Genomic DNA, 14,675 nt, shown 5'->3' with positions numbered 1-14,675 from the left:
TCCTTTGACTCAATATTTTTTTATTGTAACGAGTATCAAAAAAAAGAAAAAGCCCCTTTTATAGGGGCTGAACAAACAAACTGGTATCTTTCTATTTCCGACTCCCAGGTTTCTTAAAAGGAATCTCTTTAGCACACATAGGACATTCGTCTGGTCTATATACAGGAAAAGAAACATTCCAAAGAGAGAGAGGTTCATGGGGAAGAATATGTTTTCCACCACTTCTATCAACAATACAAGCTGTTGCTACCCATTGAGATCCGTGTTCCTCCATAAGTTCTCCAACTTCTTTCACTGATCCACCTGTTGTTATAACATCTTCTACGACAACCACTTTTGCCTTTTCAGGAAAAGGAAAGCGCCTCAGGCTCATTTTCCCCTCTTCCCTCTCACAGAAAAGGAAGGGAACATCCAATGCCCTGGCCACTTCATGACCAATAATGAGTCCTCCAATAGCTGGTGAAATTACTACTGTCGGCTGAAATTTTTCCACCAATCGGGCTATCTCTTTACCTGCAAAAGCTGCATAGGCAGGAAAACGTAAAAGGAGAGCGCATTGCATATAGTTGGCACTATGTAACCCTGAAGTCAGGAGAAAATGTCCTTCTAGAAGAGCTCCACTATCTCTCATCATCTCTTGAATTCGTTCTTCTACTAATCCTCTTTCCATTGCAACCCCTCCTTTATTTCATTCACAATAGTATGCAGCGCCGCCAAACGATCAGGAGCTTTTAAAATTGGGCGGCCAACAACAAGAAAATCAGCCCCAGCCATAATGGCTCCTTTAGGATTTGCAGTACGAGCCTGATCATCCCCTCCTGCTGAAGGACGAATGCCAGGAACAACTTTTATTAAATTTTTGCCTTTCGTTTCATTTATGATGGGCAAGTCAAGGGGAGAACAGACGAGGCCATCAATCTCTGCATCAGCGCAAACTGTAGCTCGGGCCTTCAGAGCATCAGACATCGCGCAACCAGGGGTAACTTCCTCCCAAAGTTCGTTATTCATACTTGTCAAAACTGTAACTCCCAAAAGATTCATTTCACCGCCGACCTTGTCTCTACCAGCCTTAGCATCTTCCAGCATAGCTCTGCCACCTGCACCATGAAGAGTCAAAGCCCATATTCCCTCTCCGGCTAAAGCTTCAACAGCCATACGAACAGTATTAGGGATATCATGAAGTTTCAAGTCGAGAAAGACCTTATAGTCCATAGTCATTATCTCTTTTAAAAAAGGAATTCCGCCTTTTGCATAGAGCTGGTGACCGATTTTAACGTGTTTTAGCTCTCCCTGTAACTCGGAAAGCAGTTGACGGCATTCAGTTAGGTTCTCTACATCCAAAGCAAGTATCAACTTGTTTTGGGCTTCGTTTATCATCTAAAAAACTCCTTTCTGAGCGCGGGCTTGCCCCTTAAGGTCACGAAGATGTTTGACCTCATGTTCAATTAAATAGGTATTCAGCCCTTTACATATAAGGGACGGGATATCAGAGTGAACGAACATTGCCGTTCCAAGTTCTACAGCGCTCGCTCCTGCAAGAACCATAGATAAAGCGTCTTGCCACGTAGTAACACCACCACACCCAATAACAGGAATGGAAACGGCTTCACAAACCTGCCAAACCAAGCGCAGCGCAAGAGGAAAAACAGCCGGCCCGGAAAAACCGGCGAAGGTTCTGTTAAAGACAGGTTGCCGCCGATTAATATCTATAGCCATTCCAAGCCACGTATTCGCTACGACAAGGGCATCTGCCCCTGCATCTTCAGCAGCTCTCGCTACTTTTTGTGGATCGTGAGCCTGAGGCGTAAGTTTAACAAACAGCGAACCCGGCCAGACCGATCTGGCTGCAGCTACTGCTTCGGCAGTACTTTCAGGATGGACGCCCCAAGCCATACCATCGCCATCCACATTAGGACACGAGATATTTAATTCCACACCCTTTACAATGTCACTTCTTTCAGCAAGAGCTAATAACGTTTTTTGCGTATCCTCTATATTTTCCATAACGACGTTGACTAAAAAAGGCATACCGCCTTCGTGAATCATGGGAAGAGAATCATTCAGGAAAGAAGAAACTCCAGTATTTTGAAGACCTATGCTATTGAGCATACCGCACGATGTTTCCCATACCCGCATTCCTTTATTGCCACGACGGGCTTCATAACTTACAGCTTTTGTGCAAAGAGCTCCCACACCATCGAGATTTTTACGACTCCAGAGAGGGGGGTCATACGGCCAGACACCTGAGGCAATAATGATTGGAGTTTCTATATTTATGCCGGCCAGAGTATCTGCTAATCTATTCCACGTCATTCCAGTCAACCTCCCCCGCCAAGAAAAACGGACCATCTACACATACTCGTTTAGGTCCCTTTGCAGTGGTAATTACACACCCTAAACATCCCCCAATGCCACAAGCCATCTTCATATCAAGGCTTACTCTAACCTGATCGCCCTGGTCGTTATATTTTTGTGCAATGGCTTTCAACATGGGAAATGGACCACATGTCCATATTTCTTGATCTCTTTCGAGTCTATCTGGCAAAGCGACAAGGACATTTCCTTTGAGACCTATTGTTCCATCATCGGAACATACTTTCAGATTAGAGGTCTTTTCCTTTACATACCTTGCAAATCCCTCCCAGCCTTCGCCGGGAATTCCAAGTACAAACTCATGGCTTTTAAGTTCAGGAAAACACTGCAGTGCAAAAAGGAGAGGTGCAGCTCCTAATGTACCAGCTACAAAAAGAATCTTCTTTCCTGAAGGCTTCTCTAGATATCCATTCCCTATTGGCCCTCGCAATGTCGCTTTTGTTCCTGGAGGAAGAGTAGCTAGAAGATTCGTAAATTTTCCCACTATCTGAAAGAGTACCGTAATCGTATCAGCTTCAGTAGCGGCTATTGCAAAAGGACGGCCTAATAAGGGATCGAGAATTCCTGGCAAACGAACCATGACAAACTGCCCTGGTTTCGCTGAAGAAGCCACGGAAGAACAGTGAAAAACCACTTCTGCAACTTCGGAACTTACAGAACTGACTTTTAAAACCGTTGCATTATGATCTATTCGATCCATTATCTTCTCCTTTGTCAAAAATTTTTCCCTCAAGAATGGTCATAACTGGCCAGCCTGTTAAAACTTCTCCATTCCATGGAGTCATCCGTGCTTTACTTTTCCATGTAGAAACATCTACAACTTTCGATTCATCAAGATCGATAACAGTCAAATCTGCAATTAAACCTTCTGCTATATGTCCAAGTTTTTGCCATTCTTCTGGAAGTATGGCTGCCGGCCCAGAAGTAAAGAGTTCAAGAACCCTTGCTAAAGAAACTGGCTGCCCCATTTTCAACCATGTATCAAGAACAACGGCAACTGAACATTCAAGAGATGCTATGCCAAAAGGAGCTTCCTGAAAAGGAAGATCTTTCTCATTTTCGTGCCAGGGAGCATGGTCGGTAACAATAGCGTCAATAGTTCCATCAGCTATGGCAGCCCAAGCGGCTTTCACGTCTTCCCGACTACGAAGAGGAGGATTGACTTTATACACAGCATGGTATCGGCTGACAATTACGTTGTTTTCATCAAGAGAAAGATGATGAGGTGTAACATCGCATGTAACAGGCAATCCTTCCTTTTTAGCCGCTGCGATAGCTTTAAAGGCAAGAGCCGTACTTACATGAGTGAAGTGAATGGGAGCGCCTGTTTCTCGGCACAGAGCTATTCCCCGTTCAATATCGATATATTCGGCAGAATGAGGAAATCCTTTTAGGCCGCTCAGGGCAGAGATTCTACCTTCGTTAACCTGGCCTTTTTCCGTTAAGGAAGCTTCTTCCGGATGCTCCATAATAATAGCACCAACATCCTGGCTATAGAGAAGGGCGGTTCGTAAAAGTTTGGATGTTTTGACAGGAGCCCCATCGTCTGTGAAAAGAACGGCTCCTGCCTCACGAAGCAATCCTAGCTCTGCCAAATACTCACCTTTTCTCTTGTGGCTTATACACGCTCCTGGCAAGACTCTCGCGCCTCCGGCACGACGACCCTTTTCAGCAATATATTCTACAAGGGATGGAATATCAATTACAGGATCAGTATTAGGCATGGTAACAACAGTCGTATAGCCTCCAGCTGCTGCGGCTTTAGAACCGCTTTCTATATCTTCTCGCCACTCGAAGCCTGGATCTCTAAAATGTACATGTAAATCTATGAATCCTGGAGCAAGAACTTTCCCCTCCAGGTCAATAACCTTCATATCATCAGTTACATCTATAGTCTCTGCTATTTTTTCTATCTTTTTCCCCGCTACTAAAACATCGGAGACCTCTTCTCGCAATTCTTTCCCATCGAAAATCCGGGCATTTTTAAACAGAATCAATTGCGTACACCTCCCAGGCAAAGGTAAAGCAAGGCCATTCGAACAGCCACACCGCTTCGTACCTGTTTCAAAATAATGCTCTTCTCTCCATCAGCAACGGAAGAAGCAATTTCAACTTCTCTGTTTATGGGGCCAGGATGCATTACTATAGCATCAGGTTTTGCTAAATCCATAAGTTTTTCTGTCGCTCCATATCGTCTGTGGTATTCGTCAATGGAAGGAATCAACCCTTCTTCCTGGCGTTCTTTTTGTATTCTAAGGAGGTAAACCATATCAGACCCTGATACGGCTTTTTTCGGATCAGCCTCGTAGGCAACACCGAGCTCTTCATGGCACAGGGGCATTAACGTTCTTGGTCCTGCAAGAACAACTTCAACTCCCATTTTGCGGAAAGCCTGAATGTCGCTTCGCGCAACTCGGCTATGAAGCACATCCCCAACTATAGCCATTTTCCTGCCTTCCAATTTTCCAAGATGCTGTCTGGCAGCGTGGAGATCGAGAAGGGCCTGAGTTGGATGTCCATTTGTTCCGTCTCCTGCATTAAAGACAGATGCCCTATGAAGTTTGCGTGCCAGATAATCTGCTGCTCCTACTGCCGAATGGCGCATAACTACAGCATCTGCTCCCATAGCTTCAAGAGTCCAGGCTGTATCTCTCATAGTCTCGCCTTTACTGACACTTGAACCAGAGGCCGACCAATTGACAACATCAGCCGAAAGCATCTTTTCTGCAAGTTCAAAAGATACGCGTGTTCGCGTCGAGTTTTCAAAAAAGAAATTGACAATCAGTTTTCCACGCAACGCCGGAACTTTTTTAATAGGACGATTCATGAGTTCTTCCATATAATCTGCCTGTTCAAGGAAAAACTCGAGCTCTTCTCTGGTCCAATCCTCCAGCGAGATAAGATGCCGATGTCTCCACTGCATCACTCTACTCCCCCATTTCGTTCACAAATCACTACTTTATCTTCGCCATCAAACTCTTTAACTCGAACTTCTACTGTCTCTGTTTTAGAGGTAGGAACAGTTCGACCTGTATAATCAGCCTGTATAGGAAGTTCACGATGTCCACGATCCACAAGAATAACCAGTTGAACGCGATCCGGACGCCCTAAATCCATGAGAGCATCCAGAGCTGCACGTATAGTTCTTCCCGTATAAAGAACATCATCGACAAGAATGAGTTTCTTTCCTGCAATATCAATTGGTATAGATGTACTATGTACGATGGGTTGTTCTTGTAAAGTTGTAATGTCATCACGATAGAGCGTTATGTCAAGTTCTCCAGTTGGGACCTTAACTCCCTCTGTTTCCTTAAGAATACTTCGAAGACGTGCCGCCAAATATACACCTCGTCGCTGAATCCCCAGAAGGACAACATCTTCAAGCCCTTTGTTTCGCTCAACAATTTCTACGGCAATTCGCCGAAGAATTCGCTCCATATCTCCTTCTGTCATGACAACCGCTTTTTCAATAAGATTCATCCCCATCCTCCTTTTCCTTACAGAGCAAAAAAACAAGGCCATAAGCCGTTTTCACGGCCCATGGCCTTGTTACGATTCTTTATTCTTCCCAAAATAACACCATCTCTTTTTACCATTTCTCAGAACCTCCCTGATGTTCTGAGAAAGTGTATCAGGAAAAAAGTCTTAATGCAAGCGGTTGCACAATTAATTTTTATTCAAATTCTTTAAGCATAACCTTAAATTCTTCTTCTTTCCCAGACAGTATGTGATAAACATGATCGTCTGTCGGGAATTTCTCCGTTTTCACATCTTCAACATATTCTTTAAAGGCTCTGATCTCCTCTGCCGCTACATTAGCATACTTCTTTACAAATTTTGGCGTGAATGCCTCAAACAACCCTAACATATCGCCGCAAATCAAAAGTTGACCATCGCAAGGCAATCCAGCTCCAATAGAATAGACGGGAATGGTAAGTTTCTTCGTTATAAAGGCCGTCAGCTCTGGGGGAACAGCCTCAAGTAAGAGAGCGTAAGCTCCAGCTTCTTGTATAGCCAATGCATCTTTGATAAGCTCCCGAGCACTTTCAGGATCTCGTCCCTGTGCCTTAAACCCACCAAGCTGTCCAGAACTTTGTGGAGTTAATCCAATGTGCCCCATTACTAAAATACCAGCATCAGCTATAGCTTTTATTCGGCTCAAAACTCGTCGTCCGCCCTCAAGTTTTACAGCATCCATATCCGCTTCTTTTAAGAAGCGTCCAGCATTCCTAACAGCATCCTCATCGGAAATCTGATACGACAAAAAAGGCATGTCTCCGATACAAAAAGTATGTGGAGCTCCACGACGAACAGCCTGACAATGACGAATACAATCATCCATGGTCACAGGAATAGTTCCTTCATATCCAAGAACAACCATACCAAGAGAATCGCCCACAAGAATCATATCCATTCCTGCCTGTTCAACAAAAGATGCTGTCGGAAAATCATAGGCTGTAACCCAAGCCACTTTTTCTCCACTGGCTTTCATTTTTACAAAATCCAGTCGCCCTTTCTTCTTTGCCACTATCAACCGCCTCCTCTAGCTATTTATATACTTTATTCTCGATAACCAAGTCGTTTTGAAACATCTAAAGAAGCTATACGCAGCCCCTCAACTAGTCTTTTTTTTGCTTCAGAAGTGAAAGCTCCCTCCACCCCTGAGGAACTCATTGCTGCCACAATTTTTCCCAGATGATCTTTTACAGGAACCGCCACACAGCACAATCCCAGTTCAAGCTCTTGATTATCCTCGGCCCACCCTCTTTTTCTTACGTTATCAATCTCTTGAAGAAACTTTTCTTTTGTTTTTATCGTATATGGCGTAAGGGAAATTAGAGGGAAGGCAATGATTTCTAAGATTTTAGAATCAGGCAACTCAGAAAGAAGAACTTTTCCGGCTGCAGTGCAATATAGAGGTATCCTTTTGCCAATATGTGAATAATGAATATGTTGACCTTCAGGTTCTACTTTTTCAACATATACACCTTCATCCCGATCTCGAATAACTAAATGAACCGTTATATGCACCTTTTTCGCAAGAGCAGCCATTATAGGTTGCGCACAGAGACGAATATCCAAACTATGATGGACAATGCTTCCAAGCTCTAAAAGTTTTAAGCCAGGCGCAAAGTAGCCAGGAGATGTTGTTTCCTTCAAGAAACCATGCTCTACAAAAACTTTAAGAAAGCGATGAACTGTCGATTTGGGGATAGAAGTACATAAAGCAATTTCCGACGCTGTTCGTTGTGGATGAGAAAAAGAAAATGAGGAAAGAATAGCAAGAGCCCGATCAAGACTTTTAAAAGAAGGGGAAGCTTTTCCTTTCATTAAATCTTCCACCTCGTCTCATATAATAAGAATTATTTCCCATAATATGAGATTGTATCATATTTTGAATATCTTTTCTATTGAATATTTTTATATACAAACAAAAGAGATACTTTTAAGTGTCTCTTTTGTTTATTAGTATCCCTAATATTCCAAAGATTCGAGCCAGTCAAGAATATGTCGAGCTAATGCAACACGACTATCTGAGTAAGCATGATCAGTATCCATAATTATTTCCTTTAGACCTTGCGGAGTAGTTCGTTTCAAGGCTTCTACAAAAGGAAGATGATTTGTTCTCAAAGGGGTAATATTATCCTTTTTTGCTCCTATCACAAGAATATTACGCTTCTTAAAATGAGGAGCAGAGTTGACAATATCCCATTCATGCAAATGATTACGCAACTCTTTCAATAACATATCTTCGTTTGTCCCCTGAAGAGGTGGGGTACATACTTGAAGCAATAGATCCAATTTCTTCTGACTTTCAGGATCATTTAGACTGTTTCTAGCATCTAACCCTGGATTCCAGCCTGAAATAAAGCAAAAATCACGAATATCAGAAATAAAATCAGCAACTTTTGCCATAGCAAAGCCGCCCATACTATGACCGAAAACAATAATCCGTTCGGGGTCTACACCATAGTTCTTCTGTGCGAAATCACTCTGCAAAAAACGAACGGCATGAACCGAATCGGCAACAACATGAGAAAAAGAATAGGTACCCTGACTTCCCCAACAGCCTCTATAAGAGAAGACCATCGTATTGAATCCTGCTCGTCTTAAAATTTGTGCAAGGTCAAGGTTTTTTTCCGTTCCAGGAAAACCGTGAAGAAGCAAAATCGTAGGGTGAGGCGGCACACCCTGGGCAATATAGATGACACCATAAAGATGACATCCTTCCGAAATAAAATCGATAGCCTCTACGGAAGGAGGAAAACGCCAATCTACAGTTTCAGGATCGATACCGATGCAGGGACGATACATAAAGAGATCACCTCTCGTTTTCTTCGTTTATATATCGAAAACACTTACAACAGGCGTATGATCTGATGGTTTTTCCCAACCTCGTGGCTCTCGGTCTACATAACAATCTGTAGAGCAATCAGCGAGGGAGGATGTAGCAAGAATATGATCTATTCTCCATCCGATATTTCGTTCAAGGGCATTTTTTACCCGATAATCAAAAAATGAAAATTCCCCTTCTTCAGGCCTATATTTTCTAAAGATATCGACGAAACCCCAATCTTTTACTTCTTCAAACTTTTTCTTAATATCCTCATGAAAGCAAACGTGGTCTCTCTTCCGCTCCGGACTTGTCACATCAATATCTGTAGGGGCAACATTCATATCACCAAGCCAAACTACTTTCTCATCAGTAGAATATTCTCTCTCGAAGAGAGCTTTCAGGCGATCAAAAAAACGCATCTTATAGAGATAATCAGGGTGATCTATAGCTTTGCCCTGCGGTACATACGTATTGATAATATGGACACCGCAAATCGTTCCTCGAACTATACGACTTTCAGGATCGGGAGATTCGCCGTCTTCAAAACCAAAGTGGGCATTTTCTATCGGATGGGTGCTCAAAAGAGCAACGCCGTTATAGGCTTTTTCTCCTCTGAAAGAGGCGTTATATCCTATACTCTCAAAATCTGAAGCGGGGAAAAACTGATCCTCAGTTTTAGTTTCTTGCAGACATAGCACATCCACTCTGTTATCATGAAGCCACTTAGTCAATACATGCATTCTGCTTCGAACTGAATTAACGTTAAAAGTTGCAACCTTCAATAAGGCCATAATATCCACCGCCTTCTCGTAATATGCTTCTATTTTACACAATCTCGGGAATGAGGAGTGTTGGATAACAATGAAGAAGAATTTCTGGTCGGATTCTTTAGGGAAAAAGGTTTTTACGATGCTCCTTATTACTAGTTTTATCATCGTATTTGGCATTATAGGTATGCACTTTATAGTAAACCTTTCGTGGATAGATTCTCTCTATTACACCATAATTACACTTTCTACAGTCGGATACGGCGCTCCTGAAAGTCTCTCTGGAGCAGAAAAAATATTTATTGTCACTTTAATTTTACTTGGCATGGGAATTGTAGGATATGTACTTGGGAATATGGCACAGCTTTTAGTGAGCGAAAAAATCGTAGCTCTTTTAGGTAAGGGAGGGGACAGACGAGTGGCTCGACTTTCAGATCACTGGATTATTTGCGGATTAGGACGTTATGGCTCAGAAGTTGCTCATTTTCTTTCAGCTGACAACATTACCTTTGTTGCGCTGGAGATAGAAGAAGAAAAAGTATCGGCTGGACGCGAACAGGGATGGCTTGTTCTTCACGGCGATGCAAGAAATGAAGAGTGTTTGAACAAAGCCGGAATCGCCGTTTCCAAAGGAATGATTGTTGCCCTCGGAGACGATGCCGATAGTGTCTACACCGTTCTTACGGCTCGTTCATTAGCCTCAAATATACGAATTGTAGTGCGAGCAAATGACGCCGGATCAGTAAATGTCCTCTATAGATCCGGCGCCGACAAAGTTATTAACCCTGTTTTGGCTGGCGCCGCTTCAATGGTACGAGCTTCTCTCCAGCCATCTGTAGAAGATTTTCTCGAACTGGTCAATATTTCAAGAAAGCTTGATCTTGATTTTGGAACAGTGCATATCACTTCAGGAAGTTTCATGACTGGAATGACTCTCTCTGAAGCACCTTTGCGTTCAATTTACGAAGCAAATGTTATCGCCGTTATTAGAGAAGGCGGAAAAATCATATATAATCCAAGCGGCAATCTTCAACTTGAGACCAATGATCACCTTATAGTCTTTGGGCAACGAAAACAAATTGCGAAGCTTCGGCATGATATTACTCTTCCAGAACAGTCACATTCTCAGGAAGAGCTCTTTGTTTCTCATCCGATTCAAGAACAAAAGTAGTAAGAAGCTCAGAAATTGATTCGGCACCACAGCTTACACCTTCGGCTTCCTTTGCAACACTTTCTGAAGCAGAAACTGTCTCTTCCGAAGCCTGACGAATGGTTGAAATCATTTCTCTGATACGAAGAGCCGAGGAAAGAACCTGCTCAACAGACTCTTTCATTTCTTCTCCTGAAACCGCCTGATTTTCAGCCAAAGAGGCCAGAGACTGAATTATAGTATTAATTTTTGAAGTTTCTCCCAAGGCTTCTGTGAGACCCTCTCTTGCATGTCGAGCTCTTTTTACCGTTTCTGCCATTATTTCTCCTGTCTCTTGAATAGATTGAACTGATAAAGATGCATCCTTTTGAAGGTGCTTAATCTGACTCTCAACATTCCGTGCAGCAGTTGCCGATTCCTCTGCCAATTTTCTAACTTCATCTGCGACAACGGCAAAACCTCGCCCCGCCTCTCCTGCACGTGCAGCTTCAATAGCCGCATTTAAAGAAAGAAGATTCGTCTGATCTGCAATTCCTGTTATCACACCAACAAAATTTGATATTCCCTCAATGGAAACACCAAGTTTTGCTATTTGCTGCTCTGTGCTTTTCATATTTTCCCCTACAGATTGAATAGAAAGAATAACTTCTTCCACTTTGCTTGCAGCTTCAGAGGAAAGAGTTGACGCGACTTCCGACGTTTTAGCAGCTTCCAAAGAAGAACGAGCTGACTCTTCAGCGCTACTTGCTACGCTCTTCACAGCCTGCTCCGCCTGTGATAAAGCAACACCGCTCTCCTCAGAAAGAGAGGTAAGCTCTTCTATAGTACTTTTAATTTCTTCCATTGATGCTGTGCTCTCTTGAGAAAGGGCAGCTAAATTTTCTGCTCTTTGAGTAGCGTTATCTGTATTTTCCCAAATTTCGGTTAAAGCCTGACGAAGAGAATCCACCATCGCTGATAGCGCATCTGCCATCTGTCCAAATTCATCACGGCTTTTTATTGCAAAATCCTCCCTGGAAAAGGAAAAGTTTTTATTGGCCCCTAACTCAGCCAGAGAAACAACATTTTTTAAAGGTGATGTTATTGACGAAGAAAGCTTCCAACCAGCGAAAAGACTTCCTATAACCATACATAAAGATGTTATGAGAATAAAACGAAGTGCAGAACTGTTCTTTACTGCAATAAGAGGACCAAGCTCATTTTGTAAACTCTCAATACGTGCTCGAAGAGAAGAAATTGCTCCATTCATTTCAGAACTAATACTTTCCATTTTTTCTGAACGGATTGACCGCCTTTCCTCATCTACTTTGACAAGAGGCGAAATCGATTCTTCAAGTAATTTTTGTGCTTCCACAAAATTTTCGAAATGGCTTCGAGACTCCTCGTCAAGGGCCATCATATCGAAAAGGGGAAGGTATCCAGATAAATTGACCATTTCTTTTTTGAGATTATCAATATAGGAAAGATCGCCCGTCTGAAGAAAACGAACTCCTTCCGACTTGGCAAGCAATAAGCTGCGAATCCCCAGCCCTGCATAATAAGAAAGACTTGCGTTCTGATTTTTTTCTGCAGCCACCATCATTGCTGTCAACTCTTGTTCCATTGTTTCACTGGGGCTGATAAAACCTGTCTGAGAAAGTATGTCAAGATCATCGTTGAGTTGTACGGCGGTTTGAAACGCTTCATCGTAAGAAGAAAGATAGGATAAAAGTTGTGATGTTTTCTGTTTTAACTCCTCCGACTGGAGTTTATCTTTTAACAATGGAAGGGAAGTTTGCAGTTCAGACTGAATATTTCTATACTGAATTTGATCGTCAATGCGTCTAAACTCTATATATCGATTCGCAGTTGTGGCCATAACCATCAAATCTCGTTGTATGCGCGCACTTTCATCGCTAATAGTCGCTAAATACTGATATTGGTACAGTCCATCTGACGACTGATTGAGTGATCGGAAACTAAGCCATCCAACAAGTACCATCAGAAAAATCAACAGCATGAAAGTTATCGCAATCTTGCGCGATATACTTCCATATTTCATAGGCTATCCCTCCAAATAATATTAGACTTATTTTTTACGTGACAATAAAGCTAATCCAATAAAAATGAGGAAAATACCAAAAAAAGAAAGCATTGAAAGCCGCTCTCCTAAAAGAAAAACTCCCAATAAACATGCTGTCAAAGGTTCTGTTAGCGAAAGTGTGTAAACTTTCGCTACTGGTATCCAGGCAATACCAATAGAGAAAAGAACATATGGCAAAGCTGTAGCAACTATTCCAAGATGAAGAGCTACCCCCACCCCCTTCCATTCGGAAAGCCATGAAATATTAAAAAGGAAAAGAAGAGGTATAAGAAAAAGAGCTCCGCCACAAAGAGTAATTGCAGCACTTTCAACAGGCCCGTGAGAAAGCCTCAGACCTTTGAGCCCAATACCACACACGGCATAAGAAAAAGCTGCGCCTAAGGCCATAAAAATGCCTAAAAAACTGGCTTCGGCCTGAAAAGACACCCCTTCCATACTTAAAAAGAAGCATCCGACAACCGCTAATATTGTTGAGAAATACCACATCTTTTCCGGTGGTTCTTTATAGACAAAATAGCCGAGTAAACCTGCCCATAAAGGGGCACTCCCAATAGCAACCATCGTTCCTACGGAAACTCCGGTGAGTTTCACTGCAGCGAAGAAAAAAAACTGGAAACCAGCCATACCTAAAGCAGCAGGTAAAATATGCTTCGGAAGCCACGGTCCTTTAATCCAAGAAATTCCTCTTCTCAGCAACAAAAGCAAAAAAAGGATTCCGCCTCCCACAGCAATTCGTATTGTTCCTACTGTGAAAGGGGAAGCTCCGAGAGGTGCAAAGGCCTGAGCAGTTCCCGAAGTTCCCCAGAAAACACCAGCCAGAAGAACCAGAACGGAACCAATAATATTCTGGCTGCTGACTATTTTTCTCACGAAATCGCCTCTTTCTACATATCGGTCAACGACTCCATATCAACGTAATCTGCGCGGTTAATTTGACCATGCCACAATTCCCCCTTGAGGAAAAGAGCTACATTCTCAGCCGCAACCTGGCATGCATCGGCCATAGCACCAATAACATTATTTGAATTATGAGGAGACCCTAGAAAATTAGGAAGGTCGAAAAAAGGATAGTTTATCTCAAATGTACCTCTCCCCCATGTAGGTTCGTTCCACCAGACATCAAGTCCGGCCTGAAACTCTGGGAAAAGCTTCAAATGTTCATACAAATCCTTTTCAACTACGAGAGGAGCTCTTGCTACATTAATAAGGATAGCATCTTTTTTCATTATTAACAGTTGCTCACGACCTATTAAATTTTTCGTCTGTTTCGTAAGAGGGAGGGTCAAGACAACAACATCGGCATTCTCTAATACATGAGGAAGAGAATGTAATGTACCAACATAATCAACAGAATCTGTCGTCTTCCCACTCGTGTTAATAGCCATAATTTTCATTCCTAACGCTTTAAATAAATGAGCCGTATGCCTGCCTATGCCGCCATATCCGATAATTCCTGCTGTAAGTCCCTTTAGATTTCTCAAAAACAATGATCGTTGATCAAATTCTCCAGAAGCAAGCTTCATATGTAAAGGAACCAGATGTCGAGCCAAAGCCATGGTCATAGACAAAACGTGCTCAGCAATTTGATATGCCCATCCGCCTGCATTGCATGCAATAGCAACATGCCGAGGAATATCAGTAAAAGGAAGATAATCAACACCTGTTGAGATCGTCTGCAAAAGTCGAAGATTTTCTAAAAGCGAATACTCTCCTTTCTCAATCTCTTTATTAAAAAAGAAAGAAAGAAGTACATCTGCATCTCTCAAAATGACGCGCCGACTCTCTCTATCTGAATCTTCAAGGTAAACAACCTCAGCTACATCTTGAAGGGGAGCTTCAATCCGCTTACGAATTCCAGCTTCTATGGAACTAGTCACGACAACAGAACTCAACTCTTTTTTCATAGTGCAACCTCCCTTTACACATATACTTGATACAGGTATTTGTATCATACACTATTGTCGA

At 42.5% G+C, this 14,675-nt stretch carries 15 protein-coding genes; 1 reads left to right on the top strand and 14 read right to left on the bottom strand.

Features of this window, described 5'->3' with window-relative positions:
- Nucleotides 1–91: 91 nt before the first annotated feature.
- From pyrE to xth, 11 genes are all read right to left on the bottom strand, one after another.
- Nucleotides 92–670, bottom strand: coding sequence for an orotate phosphoribosyltransferase (pyrE, locus tag RBH88_RS01625; RefSeq protein WP_213691651.1), 579 nt, complete (start codon nucleotides 668–670; stop codon nucleotides 92–94).
- Nucleotides 655–1,377 (bottom strand): orotidine-5'-phosphate decarboxylase, encoded by a 723-nt coding sequence (pyrF, locus tag RBH88_RS01620; protein WP_213691650.1) that lies wholly within the window; start codon nucleotides 1,375–1,377, stop codon nucleotides 655–657. Before pyrF ends, pyrE begins: the two co-directional genes overlap by 16 nt.
- A complete protein-coding gene (locus RBH88_RS01615) occupies nucleotides 1,378–2,313 on the bottom strand; it encodes a dihydroorotate dehydrogenase (protein ID WP_213691649.1) in 936 nt (311 codons plus the stop codon).
- Nucleotides 2,300–3,073, bottom strand: coding sequence for an FAD-binding oxidoreductase (locus RBH88_RS01610; RefSeq protein WP_213691648.1), 774 nt, complete (start codon nucleotides 3,071–3,073; stop codon nucleotides 2,300–2,302). Before RBH88_RS01610 ends, RBH88_RS01615 begins: the two co-directional genes overlap by 14 nt.
- Complete coding sequence (locus tag RBH88_RS01605; protein WP_213691647.1) at nucleotides 3,054–4,370, bottom strand: dihydroorotase; 1,317 nt, start codon at nucleotides 4,368–4,370, stop codon at nucleotides 3,054–3,056. Before RBH88_RS01605 ends, RBH88_RS01610 begins: the two co-directional genes overlap by 20 nt.
- Nucleotides 4,367–5,296, bottom strand: a complete 930-nt coding sequence (locus tag RBH88_RS01600; protein WP_213691675.1) for an aspartate carbamoyltransferase catalytic subunit — start codon at nucleotides 5,294–5,296, stop codon at nucleotides 4,367–4,369. The genes RBH88_RS01605 and RBH88_RS01600 overlap by 4 nt, the downstream gene beginning before the upstream one ends.
- Entirely contained in the window at nucleotides 5,296–5,853 is a 558-nt protein-coding gene (gene pyrR, locus RBH88_RS01595) for a bifunctional pyr operon transcriptional regulator/uracil phosphoribosyltransferase PyrR (protein WP_213691646.1), read from the bottom strand. Before pyrR ends, RBH88_RS01600 begins: the two co-directional genes overlap by 1 nt.
- A gap of 193 nt (nucleotides 5,854–6,046) precedes the next feature.
- On the bottom strand, nucleotides 6,047–6,901 hold the full coding sequence (panB, locus tag RBH88_RS01590) for a 3-methyl-2-oxobutanoate hydroxymethyltransferase (RefSeq protein ID WP_213695855.1): 855 nt from the start codon (nucleotides 6,899–6,901) through the stop codon (nucleotides 6,047–6,049).
- Between the two features lie 32 nt (nucleotides 6,902–6,933).
- Nucleotides 6,934–7,704 carry an IclR family transcriptional regulator gene (locus RBH88_RS01585; RefSeq protein WP_213695856.1) on the bottom strand — a complete coding sequence of 257 codons (771 nt, stop codon included), beginning with the start codon at nucleotides 7,702–7,704 and terminating at the stop codon, nucleotides 6,934–6,936.
- Between the two features lie 144 nt (nucleotides 7,705–7,848).
- A complete protein-coding gene (locus RBH88_RS01580) occupies nucleotides 7,849–8,688 on the bottom strand; it encodes a S9 family peptidase (RefSeq protein ID WP_213690002.1) in 840 nt (279 codons plus the stop codon).
- A gap of 27 nt (nucleotides 8,689–8,715) precedes the next feature.
- A complete protein-coding gene (gene xth, locus RBH88_RS01575; protein WP_213690003.1) occupies nucleotides 8,716–9,501 on the bottom strand; it encodes an exodeoxyribonuclease III in 786 nt (261 codons plus the stop codon).
- A 70-nt stretch (nucleotides 9,502–9,571) separates the two neighbouring features.
- On the opposite strand from xth, the gene RBH88_RS01570 reads away from it, so the two are divergent.
- On the top strand, nucleotides 9,572–10,648 hold the full coding sequence (locus RBH88_RS01570) for a TrkA family potassium uptake protein (RefSeq protein WP_307879802.1): 1,077 nt from the start codon (nucleotides 9,572–9,574) through the stop codon (nucleotides 10,646–10,648).
- Here RBH88_RS01570 and RBH88_RS01565 read toward each other — a convergent pair.
- Genes RBH88_RS01565 through RBH88_RS01555 form a run of 3 tightly spaced genes read right to left on the bottom strand, consistent with a single transcriptional unit; the run spans nucleotide 10,578 to nucleotide 14,614 of the window.
- On the bottom strand, nucleotides 10,578–12,668 hold the full coding sequence (locus tag RBH88_RS01565) for a methyl-accepting chemotaxis protein (RefSeq protein WP_307879801.1): 2,091 nt from the start codon (nucleotides 12,666–12,668) through the stop codon (nucleotides 10,578–10,580). The genes RBH88_RS01570 and RBH88_RS01565 overlap by 71 nt on opposite strands.
- A 27-nt stretch (nucleotides 12,669–12,695) precedes the next feature.
- Nucleotides 12,696–13,580: a DMT family transporter gene (locus RBH88_RS01560; RefSeq protein ID WP_213690005.1), complete on the bottom strand. Its 885-nt coding sequence runs from the start codon at nucleotides 13,578–13,580 to the stop codon at nucleotides 12,696–12,698.
- Between the two features lie 14 nt (nucleotides 13,581–13,594).
- Nucleotides 13,595–14,614, bottom strand: coding sequence for a 2-hydroxyacid dehydrogenase (locus tag RBH88_RS01555; RefSeq protein WP_213699855.1), 1,020 nt, complete (start codon nucleotides 14,612–14,614; stop codon nucleotides 13,595–13,597).
- Nucleotides 14,615–14,675: the final 61 nt, after the last annotated feature.

It is taken from the genome of Aminobacterium sp. MB27-C1, assembly GCF_030908405.1.
Taxonomy (GTDB): Bacteria; Synergistota; Synergistia; order Synergistales; family Aminobacteriaceae; genus Aminobacterium.
Note: the sequence above shows the minus strand (reverse complement) of the source record. Positions and strands in the feature narration are given on the sequence as shown.